Source organism: Xanthomonas sp. GW (genome assembly GCF_014236815.1).
Classification (GTDB): Bacteria; Pseudomonadota; Gammaproteobacteria; order Xanthomonadales; family Xanthomonadaceae; genus Xanthomonas_A.
The window spans coordinates 2,127,805-2,142,172 of sequence record NZ_CP051189.1 but is presented as its reverse complement, the minus strand read 5'-3'; the positions used below and the strand labels follow the sequence as shown (position 1 = coordinate 2,142,172).

The 14,368-nt window shown below is 68.0% G+C and carries 12 protein-coding genes; 4 read left to right on the top strand and 8 right to left on the bottom strand.

The features are described 5' to 3' along the window. Positions 1-100: 100 nt before the first annotated feature. From pheS to thrS, 5 genes are all read right to left on the bottom strand, one after another. Positions 101-1,096 (bottom strand): phenylalanine--tRNA ligase subunit alpha, encoded by a 996-nt coding sequence (pheS, locus tag HEP73_RS08960; RefSeq protein ID WP_185822915.1) that lies wholly within the window; start codon positions 1,094-1,096, stop codon positions 101-103. 198 nt (positions 1,097-1,294) lie between these two features. Continuing rightward, positions 1,295-1,654, bottom strand: a complete 360-nt coding sequence (gene rplT / locus HEP73_RS08955; RefSeq protein WP_003466653.1) for a 50S ribosomal protein L20 — start codon at positions 1,652-1,654, stop codon at positions 1,295-1,297. 10 nt (positions 1,655-1,664) lie between these two features. Next, positions 1,665-1,862 carry a 50S ribosomal protein L35 gene (gene rpmI, locus HEP73_RS08950; RefSeq protein ID WP_002811096.1) on the bottom strand — a complete coding sequence of 66 codons (198 nt, stop codon included), beginning with the start codon at positions 1,860-1,862 and terminating at the stop codon, positions 1,665-1,667. Between the two features lie 507 nt (positions 1,863-2,369). Then, positions 2,370-2,909, bottom strand: a complete 540-nt coding sequence (gene infC / locus HEP73_RS08945; protein ID WP_080601535.1) for a translation initiation factor IF-3 — start codon at positions 2,907-2,909, stop codon at positions 2,370-2,372. A 48-nt stretch (positions 2,910-2,957) separates the two neighbouring features. Further along, positions 2,958-4,862, bottom strand: coding sequence for a threonine--tRNA ligase (gene thrS / locus HEP73_RS08940; RefSeq protein ID WP_185822914.1), 1,905 nt, complete (start codon positions 4,860-4,862; stop codon positions 2,958-2,960). 404 nt (positions 4,863-5,266) lie between these two features. Here thrS and HEP73_RS08935 point away from each other — a divergent pair, with 404 nt between their 5' ends. The 4 genes from HEP73_RS08935 (at position 5,267) to HEP73_RS08920 (ending at position 8,697) form a co-directional block, all read left to right on the top strand. Further along, the gene (locus tag HEP73_RS08935) at positions 5,267-6,292 is read left to right on the top strand and encodes a LacI family DNA-binding transcriptional regulator (protein WP_185823361.1); all 1,026 of its coding nucleotides are present in this window, start codon (positions 5,267-5,269) and stop codon (positions 6,290-6,292) included. A gap of 260 nt (positions 6,293-6,552) precedes the next feature. After that, on the top strand, positions 6,553-6,852 hold the full coding sequence (locus HEP73_RS08930; protein WP_185822913.1) for a hypothetical protein: 300 nt from the start codon (positions 6,553-6,555) through the stop codon (positions 6,850-6,852). Next, the gene (locus tag HEP73_RS08925; protein WP_458309662.1) at positions 6,849-7,115 is read left to right on the top strand and encodes a hypothetical protein; all 267 of its coding nucleotides are present in this window, start codon (positions 6,849-6,851) and stop codon (positions 7,113-7,115) included. Before HEP73_RS08930 ends, HEP73_RS08925 begins: the two co-directional genes overlap by 4 nt. Before the next feature lie 10 nt (positions 7,116-7,125). Continuing rightward, positions 7,126-8,697, top strand: coding sequence for a PepSY-associated TM helix domain-containing protein (locus tag HEP73_RS08920; protein WP_185822912.1), 1,572 nt, complete (start codon positions 7,126-7,128; stop codon positions 8,695-8,697). A 79-nt stretch (positions 8,698-8,776) separates the two neighbouring features. Here the strand turns inward: HEP73_RS08920 and HEP73_RS08915 are convergent, their stop codons facing one another. From HEP73_RS08915 to HEP73_RS08905, 3 genes are read right to left on the bottom strand one after another with little or no spacing between them, the layout of a single operon-like run. Then, positions 8,777-10,456, bottom strand: a complete 1,680-nt coding sequence (locus HEP73_RS08915; protein ID WP_185822911.1) for an alpha-amylase family glycosyl hydrolase — start codon at positions 10,454-10,456, stop codon at positions 8,777-8,779. Then, complete coding sequence (locus tag HEP73_RS08910; protein ID WP_185822910.1) at positions 10,453-11,946, bottom strand: MFS transporter; 1,494 nt, start codon at positions 11,944-11,946, stop codon at positions 10,453-10,455. The genes HEP73_RS08915 and HEP73_RS08910 overlap by 4 nt, the downstream gene beginning before the upstream one ends. Further along, entirely contained in the window at positions 11,943-14,144 is a 2,202-nt protein-coding gene (locus tag HEP73_RS08905) for a glucosidase family protein (RefSeq protein ID WP_185822909.1), read from the bottom strand. Before HEP73_RS08905 ends, HEP73_RS08910 begins: the two co-directional genes overlap by 4 nt. Positions 14,145-14,368 lie beyond the last annotated feature (224 nt).

Genomic DNA, 14,368 nt, shown 5'->3' with positions numbered 1-14,368 from the left:
TTCGGGATTGGAGATTCGTAACAGCGGCTTCATGCGGGACCAGAAACCAGGATGGACCCGCTTTCGCGAATCCCAAATCCCGAATCCCCAATCCCAGCCCTCAGGCAAACTGCCTGAGGAACCGCACATCGTTCTCGAAGAACGCGCGCAGGTCGTTGACGCCGTAGCGCAGCATCGCGAAGCGCTCCACGCCCATGCCGAAGGCGAAGCCGGTGTAGCGCTCCGGATCGATGCCGACGCTGCGCAGCACGTTCGGGTGGACCATGCCGCAGCCGAGCACTTCCAGCCAGCGGGTGCTGCCGTCGGGCTGCTGCCAGGCGATGTCCACTTCCGCGCCGGGTTCGACGAACGGGAAATAGCTGGGGCGGAAGCGCATCTCGAAGTCGCGCTCGAAGAACGCGCGCACGAACTCGGACAAGGTGCCCTTGAGGTCGGCGAAGGTGGAATGCTCGTCGACCAGCAGGCCTTCGACCTGGTGGAACATCGGCGAATGGGTCTGGTCGCTGTCGCTGCGGTAGACCTTGCCGGCGGCGATCATGCGCAGCGGCGGCGCATGCTCGCCCATATAGCGCACCTGCACGCCGGAGGTGTGGGTGCGCAGCAGGCGACCATCGCCGAAGTAGAAGGTGTCGTGCATCGCCCGCGCCGGATGGTGCGGCGGAAAGTTCAACGCCTCGAAGTTGTGCCAGTCGTCCTCGATCTCCGGACCGTCGGACAGTTCGTAGCCCAGCCGCGCGAAGATCTCGGTGATGCGCTCCAGCGTGCGCGTGACCGGATGCAGCCCGCCGCGTTCGCCGCGCCGGCCCGGCAGGGTCACGTCGATGCGCTCGGCCGCCAGACGCGCGTCCAGCGCCGCGCCTTCCAGCAACGCACGGCGTTCGGCCAGCGCCGCGGAGACCGCGTCGCGCGCCTGGTTGATCGCCTCGCCGGCCAGCTTGCGCTGCTCCGGCGGCAGCCCGCCAAGCTGCTTCAGCTGCGCGGTGATGCTGCCGCTCTTGCCCAGCAGCGCGACGCGCAGCTGCTCCAGCGCTTCGGGACTTTGCGCCGCGGCGATGTCCGCCAGCGCCTGTCCGCTCAGGGATTCGATCTCACTCATTGCACTCGCGCCTCACTTCAGCCGACCAACCCGACCCGGATCACGCGATCGGGAGAATCTCGATCACGGGAAAACCCGATATCGGGATGCACAAAACGCAAAAAGGGGAAGGACTCGCGCCCTTCCCCTGCATGTTGGCGATGGCTCCTCGTTGGAAACCCGCACATGGATGTGCGGGCTCCTGCGAGGGACTCGCACTTATGCCGCCAGCGCGCCCTTTGCCTTCTCAGCCAAGGCGGCAAAGCCCTGCGCGTCGTGCACGGCGATGTCCGCCAGCACCTTGCGATCCAGGGTGATGCCAGCCTTGAGCAGGCCGTTCATGAAACGGCTGTAGCTCAGGCCATTGATGCGGGCCGCCGCATTGATGCGGGTGATCCACAGCGAACGGAACACGCGCTTCTTCTGCTTGCGGCCGATGTAGGCGTACTGCTGCGCCTTGATCACCGCCTGCTTGGCGACGCGGAAGACCTTGCGACGGGCGTTGTAGTAGCCCTTGGCCAGGTTCAGAACTTTCTTGTGACGACGGCGTGCCTGGACGCCACGTTTTACTCGAGCCATGGTTCAGTCCTCAGAGGTAAGGCAGCATACGGTCAAGACGGCCAGCGTCCTCGGCACGAACATGGTTCGTCTGCCGCAGGTTGCGCTTCCGCTTGGTCGCTTTCTTGGTGAGGATATGGCTACGGTTGGCGTGGCCGCACTTGTACTTGCCGGAGGCGGTCTTGCGGAAACGCTTGGCCGCCGCCCGGTTGGTCTTGATCTTGGGCATTGCAATGTCCTTGATGGTGTTTTGTCACTGGTCAGGGCGGTGGCTGCGCCACGCTTTCCGTCCGTGCCCGTACCGGCTTGTAAGCCCTTGATCCTCAAAGAATCAGGGCGGGTCCTATTGCCGCGTTGACGGCAAACCCGATGTACTGGGCCGCGCATTATGCCAGGGCTTGGAATGCCTTGCAAATCATGTATTTCGGGATGGGCGCTGGCGCGCCGGGATTCGGGATTCGGGATTCGGAAAGGCTGCGGCATCGGCGGGCGCTTGCGCACCATCGGACAGGGAAGCGCTTGCAGTGCGCTGCTGCCTCGAACGGATACCGGCCCCTGCTTGCGACACCGGATGGGCGCAGCGGGCGGCTTACCCCCGGACAGCGGGCAGCCACGCGCCTCCACCACCAGGCGGCGGCGGGAAGCGACGATCGGAAAACGCGAAGGGCGCCAACAGGCGCCCGGCAGCGGCCGCGCTCCCGCACATGGGCGGGGCGCGATCCTCAAGCTGCTGCGGTCAGCGCTTCTTCGGCGCGATCATCATCACCATCTGCCGGCCTTCCAGGCGCGGACGCGATTCGATGACGATGTCTTCGCCGAGGTCGGCCTCGATCCGCGACGCCATTTCGCGCCCGAGTTCCTGGTGGCTCATCTCGCGGCCACGGAAACGGATGTTGACCTTGACCTTGTCGCCCTCTTCGAGGAAGCGACGCATGTTGCGCAGCTTGATCTGGTAATCGCCCTCGTCCGTGACCGGACGGAACTTGATTTCCTTGATCTCGACCTGCTTGGTCTTCTTCTTGGCTTCGTTCGCCTTCTTCTGCTGCTCGAACTTGAACTTGCCGAAGTCCATGATCTTGCAGACGGGCGGATCGGCCTGCGGCTGGATCTCGACCAGGTCGAGTCCATCCTCTTCGGCCAGCGCCAGCGCTTCGTCGCGGGTCAGCACGCCGACCATCTCGCCGTCCTTGCCGATCACGCGAACGCGCGGGACACGGATCTCTTGGTTCTTACGGTTCTGTTTGTTGTCAGGGGTACTGATGTTGCAATCTCCCAGGGGAATCGGACCGACGCGGGCGGAGGCTCCGCCCGCATCGGGGTTGTCTTACGCCAGTTGCTCGGCGATCAGCCGTTCGGCGAAGGCGGCAACCGACATGGTTCCCAGATCCTCCCCCGATCGCGTGCGCACTGCAATGGCGCCGTTTTCCTTCTCGCGGTCGCCCGCCACCAACAGGTACGGCACCCGCTGCAGCGTGTGTTCGCGAATCTTATAGCCGATTTTTTCGTTCCGCAAATCGACCTCGATGCGGAAGCCTTGATTTGCAAGGAGTTTCCGCACACTGTCTACATAGTCGGCCTGGGCATCGGTGATGTTCATCACCATTGCCTGCACCGGCGACAGCCAGGCCGGGAACGCGCCGGCATGGTGTTCGATCAGGATGCCGATGAACCGCTCCATCGAGCCGACGATGGCCCGGTGCAGCATGACCGGGTGCTGCTTCTGGCTGTTCTCGTCCACGTACTCGGCGCCGAGGCGGCCGGGCATCATGAAGTCGACCTGCATCGTGCCCAGCTGCCAGGTGCGGCCGATCGCGTCCTTCAGGTGGTACTCGATCTTCGGGCCGTAGAACGCGCCCTCGCCCGGCAGCTCCTGCCATTCCACGCCACAGGCGCCGAGCGCGGCGCGCAGCGCGGCCTCGGCCTTGTCCCAGGTCGCGTCGTCGCCCAGGCGTTTTTCCGGGCGCAGCGCGATCTTGATCTGGATGTCGTCGAAACCGAAATCGGCGTACACCTTCAGCGCCTGCTGGTGAAACGCGGTGACCTCGGACTCGATCTGCTCTTCGGTGCAGAAGATGTGCCCATCGTCCTGGGTGAAACCGCGCACGCGCAGGATGCCGTGCAGCGCGCCGGACGGCTCGTTGCGGTGGCAGGCGCCGAACTCGCCGTAGCGGATCGGCAGGTCGCGGTAGCTGTGCAGGCCCTGGTTGAACACCTGCACGTGGCCCGGGCAGTTCATCGGCTTGACCGCGTAGGTGCGCTTCTCCGACTCGGTGAAGAACATGTTGTCCTGGTAGTTGTCCCAGTGGCCGGATTTCTGCCACAGCGACACGTCCAGGATCTGCGGGCAGCGCACCTCGCCGTAGCCGCTGGCGCGGTACACCTTGCGCATGTACTGCTCGACCACCTGCCAGATCGACCAGCCCTTCGGATGCCAGAACACCAGGCCCGGACCCTCTTCCTGCAGATGGAACAGGCCCTGCTGCTTGCCGATCTTGCGATGGTCGCGCTTGTCCGCTTCCTCCATGCGCAGGATGTAGGCGTCCAGTTGCTTCTTGTCGGCCCAGGCGGTGCCGTAGATGCGCTGCAGCTGCTCGTTCTTGGCATCGCCGCGCCAGTAGGCGCCGGAGATGCGGGTCAGCTTGAACGCCTTGAGGAAGCGCGTGTTGGGCACGTGCGGGCCGCGGCACATGTCCACGTATTCCTGGTGGTAGTACAGGCCCATCGCGGTGACGTCGTCGGCCATGTCCTCGATCAGGCGCAGCTTGTAGTCCTCGCCGCGCTGGCGGAACAGCTCGATCACCTCGGCGCGCGGGGTGACCTTCTTGACCACGTCGTAGTCCTGCGCGATCAGCTCCTGCATGCGCTTTTCGATCGCCGCCATGTCCTCGGGGGTGAACGGGCGCTCGCTGTAGATGTCGTAGTAGAAGCCCTCGGCGATGACCGGGCCGATCACCATCTTGACCTCGGGATACAGCTGCTTGACCGCATGGCCGACCAGGTGCGCGCAGGAGTGGCGGATGATCTCCACGCCCTCGGCATCCTTGGCGGTGATGAGGCGCAGGCTGGCGTCGTGCTCGATGAGGTCGCAGGCGTCGACCAGGCGGCCGTCGACCTGACCGGCGATGGTCGCCTTGGCCAAGCCCGGGCCGATGGACTGGGCCACGTCCATGGGACTAACGGGGTGTTCGAATTCGCGGCGGCTGCCGTCGGGGAGCGTGATCGTGATCATGGGAGTCGGCAAGAAGGAAAGCGAGGCGGATCGGGCGTTTCCCGCCGCGCGCCGGAAGCCGGCGGCGCAAGGCTCGGGATACAAAGAAGGCGCCACAAGGGCGCCTGCTCGGACAGCCTTGGACGGGGGTTCATGCTGGGACGATGGTAGTGCTCATGTCGCACGCTCGGCCGGCGTTGCCGCGGGCCACCCGTAGTTCCGCATTGAAGAATTAGCAAATGGTAACCCATTTGGCGGAATTGTGAATTCGCACCGTCGGCACACCGCCGCAGCCGCCGCGAATCCCGAATCCCGAATCCCGAATCCCGAATCCCGAATCCCGAGCCTACGCTGCGCCGCAGCAAGTGCTCTCCCGTACGCCATGGCATGCTTCGATCTGTTTTCCCTGCACTGCGAGCGCCGTCATCAAAGGCAAGGCCACATCGCTCGATATCGCCTATCTGGCGGGCGTATCGCAGCCCACCGTGTCGCGCGCACTGCGCGGCAGCCCGGCGGTCAACGAGCAGACCCGGCGCAAGATCCTGGCGATCGCCAACGAGCTGAACTACAAGGTCGACAAGCACGCCTCCAGCCTGCGCCTGCGCAATGCCGGCACGCTGGCGCTGCTGTTCTTCGAAGACCCGACCACCGACGACTCGCTGATCAACCCGTTCTTCCACTCGATGCTGGGCTCGATCACCCGCGCCTGCGCGCGCCACGGCTACGACCTGCTGGTGTCGTTCCAGCAGCTGTCGGACAACTGGCGTGCCGACTACGGCGACAGCCAGAAGGCCGATGGCCTGATCCTGCTCGGCTATGGCGACTATCTGCAGGCGCAGCAGCGGCTGCAGCACCTGGTCGAGCAAGGCACCCACTTCGTGCGCTGGGGCGCGGTGCTGCCGGGGCAGCCGGGGGTGTCGATCGGCAGCGACAACTTCCAGGGCGGCCACGACATCACCGCGCATCTGCTGCAACAGGGCTGCCGGCGCATCGCCTTCCTCGGCGACGCCTCCAACCACTATCCCGAATTTCTGGAGCGCTACCGCGGCCACGCCCAAGCGCTGCGCGCGACCGGATCGGACATCGTTCCCGGCCTGCAGCTGGATGCGATCACCACCGAGCAATCCGGCTACGAGGCGGCGCTGGCGCTGTTGCGCGGCGGCGAACGCTTCGATGCGGTATTCGCCGCCAGTGACCTGATCGCGATCGGCGCGCTGAAGGCCTTGCGCGAACACGGCCTGCGCGTGCCCGAGGACGTGGCCCTGGCCGGCTTCGACGACATCCCGATCGCCGCCTGCGTGGCGCCGGCGCTGTCGACCGTGCAGCAGGACACCAAGCTGGCCGGCGCGGTGCTGGTCGAGACCCTGCTGGCGCAGATCGCCGGGCAGCCGGTGGCCAGCCGCACCCTGCCGGTGACACTGGCGCTGCGCGGCTCCTCGCTGCGCAGCTGATCCCCCGACCGGCCCGCGGACGCGGCCGCAGACGCTGCATTCGCTCCGGGCCGCTAGGCCCACGCGCGCCGGCTGCGTTTTCCTTACGAAAGCAGAATGATTATCATCCGCGAGAGAGCGCCGCGGATTGCCGCGGCTGCACGCCGCCGCCTGGAATGCCGATGCCCTGCCCGCCCCGCTTCCCATCCGCCCTCCGCCGTACCGCCCGCAGCCGCCGCAAAGCGCAGGCAGGCGCGATCGGCTGCGTGGATCGGCACCCGATGAGCGCGGCCATTGCCGGGATCGTCCTGGCCGCCGTGTGCGCGGCGCTGTCCGCGCTGGCCCTGTACGCCGGCTCGCCGAACTGCCGCCTGGCGCCGCTGCGGCGCCTGCGCCGGTTCGGCAACTGGCTGGGCCTGGCGCTGGCCGGTGCCTCGCTGGTGGCGTGGATCGCGCAATTGGGCGCCGGCGCCGGGCTGTGCGCGATGCTGGCCAATTGGATGCTGGCGCTGATGCTGATACCGACCTTCGGCGCGCTGCGCGGCGATCCGGGCCACGGCGTGCGGAGCCGGCCGCGATGATGTGGAGCCGCGGGCTGGCCGGGCTGATTCCCGGTTTCTTCCTGGCCACCGCGCTGACCGGCCTGGTCTGCTGGCTGCCGCCGGGACCGTGGCAGCAGGCGCTGGTCCCGGCGCTGATCGCGTTCGTGCCGCTGTGGGTGGGCGTGGCGATCGGCGCCTATTGCTGCGCCAGCGGGCGCCGCGCCTGGAGCTGGCTGAGCGCGCTGGCGCTGGCCGGCTTCGCCCTGCTGTGGGCGCTGAAGGCCCTGGGCTGGGCGCAATGAGGACATTCGCATGAAACTGCACGCCACCACGCTGCGCACCTTCACCGCGCTGCATACCTGGATGGGCCTGGTCGCCGGCTTCGCCTTGTTCGTCGCCTTCTATGCCGGCGCGATCACCGTGTTCCACCACGACCTGCCGCGCTGGCAATCGCAGCAGGTGGTGCCGGTGCAGACCGTGGACGATGCGCAGCGCCTGCTCGACGCGACCTTGGCGCGGCATCCGCAAGCCAAGCCGATGCTCGGCATGCTGTTCCCCAGCAGCGAATTTCCCAAGGCGCTGATCTACTGGCCCGATGCCGAGGGCGTGTGGCAGATGGCCACACTCGACGACCTGGAGGGCGGGCCGGAACTGCCGCAGGCGGGCCTGGCGACCCTGGTCAACGAACTGCACTACACGCTGGGCCTGCCGGTGGCCGGCGTCTATCTGATGGGCATCGTCAGCCTGCTGTACGCGGTGGCGATCGTGTCCGGGGTGATCATCCATCTGCCGAAGCTGCTCAAGGACCTGTTCGCGCTGCGCCCGGGCCGCAATCTCAAGCAGTTCTGGCTGGATGCGCACAACGTGGTCGGGGTGCTGAGCCTGCCGCTGCACCTGATGTTCGCGGTGACCGGCGCGGTGCTGTGCCTGTCGCTGGTACTGATGGCGGCGCTGAATCCGCTGGTCTTCGACGGCAAGGTGCAGGACGCGGTGCCGGTGGCGATGGACACCGCGCCGGTGCGCAGCGCCAGCGGCACGCCTGCGCCGGTGGGCACGCTGGCCGACTGGAGCGCGCGCGCCGTCGCCGAGGCGCGGCGGCAAGGGCTGCACGAGTTCGAGCCGGTGTACATGAAGCTGCAGCACGCAGGCGACCGTAACGCCACGGTGGAAATCAGCGGCGAGTCGCCCGGCACGCTGGGGCCGACCGGAACGGTGGCGCTGGACGCGGCCAGCGGCAAGGTGATCGCCACTCAGCTGCCCGGCCGCCGCGACGCCAACCACGCCACGCTGACCTCGGCCTACGCACTGCATTTCGGCGAGTACGGCAATGCGCTGGTGCCATGGCTGTACTTCCTGCTCGGCATCGGCGGCGCGTTCCTGTTCTATTCGGGCAACCTGCTGTGGATCGAGTCGCGGCGCAAGCGCCGCCAGGCGCAGCAGGGCCGCGCGCAGATCAACATGGCGCGGGCCACGGTCGGCGTGTGCATCGGCCTGTGCGTAGCGATCTCGGCGGCGTTCGTCGCGGTGCAGGTGCTGGAACGCGCCGCGCCGGACGCGGTGGATGCCGGCATGCGCTGGACCTGCTTCGGCAGCTGGGCGCTGTGCGCGCTGTGGGCGGCGCTGCGCGCGCCGGCGCAGGCCGCGCGCGAACTGTTGTGGACCGCGGCCGCGGTGACCGCGGCGATCCCGCTGGCGCACGGCCTGGCCAGCGGCTGGTGGATGTGGACCAGCGCCGCCGCCGGGCAATGGCCGTTGTTCTGGGTCGATGGCATGGCCGTGGCGATGGCGGTGGGCTTCGCCGCACTGGCACGCGCAACCGCGCGCCGCGCCAGGCATGGCGAACCGAACAGCGTGTGGGCCGAACCGCAGCCGGCGGCAGCGTAACCGCCCATTTTTTTTGTAGGAGCGGCTTCAGCCGCGATCGGATGCGATCGGTAATGCGCGGTCGCGGCTGAAGCCGCTCCTACAGTGGCGGCTCCACGCCGTCCTTCGCCGCCATCAGCCAGTCCAGCCGCGCGCGCAGATCCGAGCGAACGATCGGCGCATCGGACAGGAACACGCGCACGCCGTGCGCCGGCACCTCGGCGCGCAAACCGTCCACGATCTCGACCGCACTGCCGTCGAAGCCGTCGCGCCAGGTGCCCGGCTGCAGGTAACGCCGCACTTCCAGCGTCTTCGGCGCGTCGCTCTTGTTCAGCAGTACCAGCGCGGTCTGAGTGCTGCCTGCATGCTGGAACACCCGATAGAACATCGCCTCGTCGCCGGACAGGCGCAGGTTGAGCTGCAGCCCACGCTGCAGCGCCGGCGTGCGTTGCCGCAGCAACGCGATGCGCTGCAACGGCGCGAAGATCGGACTCTGCGGCGCCGCATCCACCCGCGCTTGTCCGAAATAATTGCGATTGCCGGCGTGCTCGGCGCGGCCGCGCATGAAGCCGGTTTCCGAGCCGTAATAGAGCACCGGAATGCCGCGCGCGGTGAACAACCAGTTGTGCGCATCGATGAAGCCGGCATCGCTGGCATCCAGCCGCGCCATGTCGTGGTTGTCGTAGAAGGTCATCAGCTCGTACGGATTCGCGTACGGGCCGCGCTCAAGGTACAGCGGCGCCTGCAACTGCTCAAAGCCGCCGCGCGCATGCCCGAACACCGTGGACAGCGCCTGCTTCAACGGGAAATCCAGCACGCTGACCCCAGCGTTGCGCGCCCAGGTGTGGCCGGCGATCTTGCGCGCGTCGTAGTCGAAGGCCTCGCCGAACATGAACATGCCCGGCCGCTGCGCGCGGATGCGGCGCACGAACTCGTGCCAGAAACTGTCCGGCATCCAGCCGATAGTGTCGATGCGGAAGGCGTCCGCGCCCTGCCCCAGCCATTGCGAATAGGCGCCGACCAAATACTCCATCACCGCCGGATTGCGCTCGTTGAAATCCGACAGCTCGGCCAGGCCGCCGCCGGTGTTGTAGAACGCATGCAGCGGGTTGTGCACCGGATCCAGCCTGGCCGGCGGCAGGTTCTGGTGATCGGCGACGCGCTTGCCGTCGCGATCGAACACCTGGCCGAACATCGGCTGCCGCTTGGGCATCGTGTACGCCGGCGAGCCATGGTTGCCGACGATGTCCAGCACCACCTTCAACCGTTGCGCATGCATCGCCTGGGTGAAGCCGGCGAAATCCAGACCCAGGCTGGGCAGGTGTTCGTCCAACTTGTAGAAATTGACGCCCCAGTAGCCGTGATAGCCGGTCTTGCCGCGATCGCTCAGGTTGCTGCCCCAGCTGATCGGCTTGCCGCCGGTGAACGCTTCGTCGGGGTTGTCGACGATCGGGGTGATCCACACCGCGCCGAAGCCCAGGCCGCGGATATAGCCAGCATTGTCGACCACGCCCTTGAAGTCGCCGCCCAGGTAGCCGATGTTGTCGCTCTCGCCCGGCGGTGCCGGCAGCGGGATGTCGAAAGTGCGGTGCGCGCCGCCCTGGTCGCGATGATCGTTGCCGGGATCGCCGTTGACGAAGCGGTCGGTGACCACGAAATACACTGCCTCGCTGGCGAACGGCTGCAGCGTGCCGTAGTACTCCGCCGCTGCCTGCGCGCGCGCCGGTGGCGCGACGGCGCCCAGCAAGGCCAGCGCCAGCAGCGAGATCCGATACGTCATTGGCTTGCTCCCTGTTCGGCGGGGACCCGCAGCACGCACAGCGCCGCCAGCAGCAGGCTGACGCCGCCGATGCCCAGCGCGTACAGCGGCCGGCCGCCGAGCCAGTGCGTGAGCACGAAGCCCAGCACGCTGACCGCGACCAACTGCGGGATCACGATGAAGAAATTGAAGATGCCCATGTACACGCCCATCTTCGCCGCCGGCACGCTGTCGGACAGCAAGGCGTACGGCAGCGACAGGATCGAGGCCCAGGCGAAGCCGACGCCGAGCATCGACAGCAGCAGCCACTGCGGATCGCGGATCCACAGGAACGACAGCAAGCCGGCCGCGCCCAGGCACAGGTTGAGCAGATGGCTGAGGCGCAGGCCGACCGCGCGCACCAGCAGCGGAATGGCGATCGCCGCCAGCGCGGCGAAGCCGTTGTAGGCGCCGAACAGCACGCCCACCCAGTTTGCGCCGCCGTTGTAGGCCGCCGAGGTGGTGTCGGTGGCGCCGTAGTGCGTCTGCGTCACCGCCGCGGTGGTGTAGATCCACATCGCGAACAGCGCGAACCACGAGAAGAACTGCACCCAGGCCAGGCGCCGCATCGCCTGCGGCATCGCCTGCACGTCGCGCATGATCGCGGCCAGCATGTGCTCCGGCCGCAGTCGCGGCGCCAGCCATTGCAGCAGCCCGTAGCCGGCGAACAAACCGGCCAGCACGTACAGCATGCGGTCGCCGCCGCTCCAGAAGATCGCCGCCGCGCCGGCAAGGCCCAGCAGCAGCCAGAGCGCCGCGGCGGCATCCGAACGCGGCATGGTAGTCGCGTGTTCGGCGGCGTGCGACGGCGGCGCGTCGTCGAACGCGTGCAGCGTTTCGGGCGGATACTCGCGCGTGCGCAGCACGGTCCAGCCGATCGACAGGAACAACACCGCGCCGCCCAGGTAGAACGCGTAGCGCACCGTGGCCGGCACGTGCCCGGGCGCGGCGGTATTGCTCACGCCCCACTGCGCCAACAGCCATGGCAGCATGCTCGCCACCACCGCGCCGACGCCGATGAAGAAACTCTGCATCGCATAGCCGCTGGCGCGCTGGCGTTGCGGCAACTGGTCGCCGACGAAGGCGCGGAACGGCTCCATCGAGATGTTGATCGACGCGTCCAGGATCCACAGCGTGCCGGCCGCCACCCACAGCGCCGGCGAGTTCGGCATCACCAGCAGCGCCAGCGTGGTGAACAGCGCGCCGACCATGAAATACGGGCGGCGCCGGCCGAAGCGGTTCCAGGTGCGGTCGGACAGATAGCCGACGATCGGCTGCACGATCAGCCCGGTCAGCGGCGCGGCGATCCATAGCCCCGGCACCTGCTCCATGTCCGCGCCCAGGGTCTGGAAGATACGGCTGGCGTTGGCGTTCTGTAGCGCGAAGCCGAACTGGATGCCGAGGAAGCCGAAGCACATGTTCCAGATCTGCCAGAACGACAGCGCCGGCTTGGCGCGCGGCACCGTGCTCATCGGCGCACCTGTACGGCGCCGGCCGGCGCGATCAACAGCGCGGCGACGTCGGCCGCATTGACCACGCCATCGGCGCCGCCCTGGCCGCCGGTGTAGCGCGCGAAGTGCTGCAATGCGCTCATGTTCGCCGCAGGCGCCAGGCGGATGCGGCAGGACTGCCCGGCCTTGAGCGCGAACACGGCGGCGGTGGACTCCTGTTCGCCGATGCTGTGCGGCATCACCACCGGCATGCGCTGGGGCGCGGCATCGCCGCATTGCAGTTGCAGCTGCTTCACCGCAGCTGTGACGCCGGTATTGATCGGGCCGTGCGCGTTGACGTAGCGCAGGCTCAGCCGGTACTCGCCATCGCGCGGCGCGGTCCAGCGCCAGTCGTCGCCACCGGCCAGGCGGACCACGTCGCCGACGCAGACGCTGTGGCTATGCAGCGATTCCCAATGCGCATCGTGCCGGGTCAGGCTCAGGCACTGCACCTGCTCGCGCAGCGGCAAGCGCGCGCCGTTGGCAGCGCTTGGCTGGCGCTGTCCATCGACGTACAGCACCGTGTCGGCGGCCGCCGCGACGCGCCAACCCTGCGCATCGCGCTCGACGCGCGGCGCTGGCGGCGCGAGCGGGGCGAACGCATCGGCGGCTGCGAGCAGCGGCACAGGAACACTCTCGGTGTCGCGCGCGACCAATTGCACGGTGGTCACGCCGTCGTGGGTGTGCGTGTCGCCGGCCACCAGCAGGTCGCCATGCAGTTGCGCCGGCCGCCGCAGCACAATGCGCCGCTCGCGCAGCTGCAGCGCGATCGCGTCGCGTTCGCCGAACAGCATCGGCACCAGGCTCACCGGCAGCTTGGGCGCCACGTTGCCATCGTCTTCGACGCCGAACACGCCCTCGATCACCATCGCCAGATAGCCGGCCACCGACCACAGCTGCCGCGGCGAATTGACCACCGGTCCGCTGAGCGGGCCATCGTCCACATGCGCGGCCTGGCTCAGGAATTCGTAGTTCTCCATGTTCGAGCCGGCCAGCGCGGCGCCGCGCAGCAGCGAGCGCACTTCGAAGGCGATGCGCGCGCTGTCGTCGGTATGCCGCGCCGCGCGCAGCGCATAAGCGCTGACGAACGGCCAGATCGCGCGGTTGTGGTAGATCGGCACGTCCTGCTGCTGCGGCCAGACCACCGGGCTGCCGGCCTCGACCGCGGGATAGCGCGCCAGCGCCTGCCGCGCGCGTTCGCGCGGCAGCACGTCGGCCAGCACCGCCAGCGACAGGCCGAGCAGATCGTAGCTTTCGTAGGCCACCGGATGCGCAGCGCTGCCGAGATAGCTGACGTAGGTGCCGCGATCCTCGCGCCAGAAGCGCTGCGCGATCGCCTGCTTCAGCGCGTCCGCCCAGCCGGCATAGCGCACCGCCACCGCGTTGTCGCCCTGCCCGCGCGCCAGCCGCTCGCCCAGGCGCAGCGCCTGATAGTGCAGCACGTTGGTGGACAGCGCGAACGACTCGGCGATGAAGCGCACGTCGTTGCGGGTCCAGGCCGGATAGGTCTGCTCGCGCCAATCCAGGAACGAGGTTTCGCCTCGGTACAGGCCGATGCGCGGGTCGAATGCGAATGCGCGGTCCTGCGCCAGGGTCGCCTCGAGTGCGGCACGGGTGTCGGCGGCGAATTGCGCATCGTCGAGCAGATGCCGCGCGGCCAGGAACCAGACCACGCGGTCGCTGCTCACCGGCCAGCTGCCGCCGGAGCCGGTGTCCTGGGCCACGAACAGGCCGGGCAGCGCATCCGCGCCGCGCATCGCCGACAGCTTGAAGCGCAGCGAGCGCCGCGTGCGCTGCGGATCCAGCCGCGCCAGCGCCAGATCGGCGGCATAGCTGACGTCGCGGGTCCACACGTAGGGCCAGCGTTCGCCGGTCTGGTAGCAGTCGCACGGCAGCGGCTTGCCGTGGTCGAAGGCGGGATCGCGGATCGCGTCGACCTGGTCGTCGCGCAACTCCTGCTGCGCCAGCGCGAACAGCGCATCGAACAGCGGGCTGGCGGTGTCGCTGCGCAGCGGCTGCGCCGCCAGCGTGCGCGTGCCCTGCGCCGAGCTCAGCACGAAGCCGCCGTCGGCGGTGGCCACGGCCTGCGCGGTCCGGCCGCGCCATTGCAACGACGTCTGCCACGCAGACGCCGACACCGCGGCACCCAAGGTGGCGGCCAAGCAGATCATCTTCAGCATCGAAGCGGCGGACCGGCTCGCGCCCGTCTGCCTCCCTCCCTCTTTGCCTGCATTGTGGGTTCGCCGCACCGGCATGCCGGCACCGCGCTCGCGGCCTCTTCGAGAAGCGCTGCCGACATGGTAGACGCGCCGCAGCGCACCGCGCGCAGCTGCATACGTATTCATCGCTTTGGCCGCAGCGCACTCGCAACCCCTCGCTATAGTCGCCGCACCTGCAACGGCCG

What these genes read in the sequence shown, in the direction of transcription:
- pheS (WP_185822915.1), bottom strand. Translation starts at nt 1,096, where the DNA reads ATGAGTGAGATCGAATCCCTGAGCGGACAGGCGCTGGCGGACATCGCC.
- rplT (WP_003466653.1), bottom strand. Translation starts at nt 1,654, where the DNA reads ATGGCTCGAGTAAAACGTGGCGTCCAGGCACGCCGTCGTCACAAGAAA.
- rpmI (WP_002811096.1), bottom strand. Translation starts at nt 1,862, where the DNA reads ATGCCCAAGATCAAGACCAACCGGGCGGCGGCCAAGCGTTTCCGCAAG.
- thrS (WP_185822914.1), bottom strand. Translation starts at nt 4,862, where the DNA reads ATGATCACGATCACGCTCCCCGACGGCAGCCGCCGCGAATTCGAACAC.
- HEP73_RS08930 (WP_185822913.1), top strand. Translation starts at nt 6,553, where the DNA reads ATGAGCGCGGCCATTGCCGGGATCGTCCTGGCCGCCGTGTGCGCGGCG.
- HEP73_RS08925 (WP_458309662.1), top strand. Translation starts at nt 6,849, where the DNA reads ATGATGTGGAGCCGCGGGCTGGCCGGGCTGATTCCCGGTTTCTTCCTG.
- HEP73_RS08920 (WP_185822912.1), top strand. Translation starts at nt 7,126, where the DNA reads ATGAAACTGCACGCCACCACGCTGCGCACCTTCACCGCGCTGCATACC.
- HEP73_RS08915 (WP_185822911.1), bottom strand. Translation starts at nt 10,456, where the DNA reads ATGACGTATCGGATCTCGCTGCTGGCGCTGGCCTTGCTGGGCGCCGTC.
- HEP73_RS08910 (WP_185822910.1), bottom strand. Translation starts at nt 11,946, where the DNA reads ATGAGCACGGTGCCGCGCGCCAAGCCGGCGCTGTCGTTCTGGCAGATC.
- HEP73_RS08905 (WP_185822909.1), bottom strand. Translation starts at nt 14,144, where the DNA reads ATGCTGAAGATGATCTGCTTGGCCGCCACCTTGGGTGCCGCGGTGTCG.